The following is a 426-nucleotide window of genomic DNA, read 5'->3' on the forward strand; positions in this document are numbered from 1 at the left end:
CCCACCCTGCGCCGCGACGAAGGCGACCGACGACGCCTCCTCACCTCCCTCGCCCACGCCTGGACCACCGGCCTCACCGTCGACTGGACCACCGCGATCCCCCGCGGCCGACGCGTCGAACTGCCCACCTACCCGTTCCAGGAGCAGAACTTCTGGCTGGACGCGCCGTCCGGTGCGGGGGATGTCGGTGCGGCGGGCCTGGAGACCACCGGCCACCCCCTCGTCGGCGCCGCCGTCGACATCGCCGACACCGGCGAAACCCTCCTCAGCGGCCGCATCTCCCTACGCACCCACCCCTGGCTCGCCGACCACGCCGTCAACCACACCGTCCTCCTCCCCGGCACCGCCTTCCTCGACCTCGCCCTCCAAGCAGCCCACCACACCGACACCCCCCACCTCGAAGAACTCACCCTCCACACCCCCCTC

Annotated in this window: 1 protein-coding gene; it reads left to right on the plus strand. The window is 72.5% G+C overall.

The annotated features are described in order from the left end of the window. On the plus strand, positions 1-426 hold a 426-nt coding region (locus PUR56_RS06905), incomplete at both ends, for a polyketide synthase dehydratase domain-containing protein (protein ID WP_443034449.1).

The organism is Streptomyces sp. BE303 (genome assembly GCF_036290945.1).
Lineage (GTDB): Bacteria > Actinomycetota > Actinomycetes > Streptomycetales > Streptomycetaceae > Kitasatospora.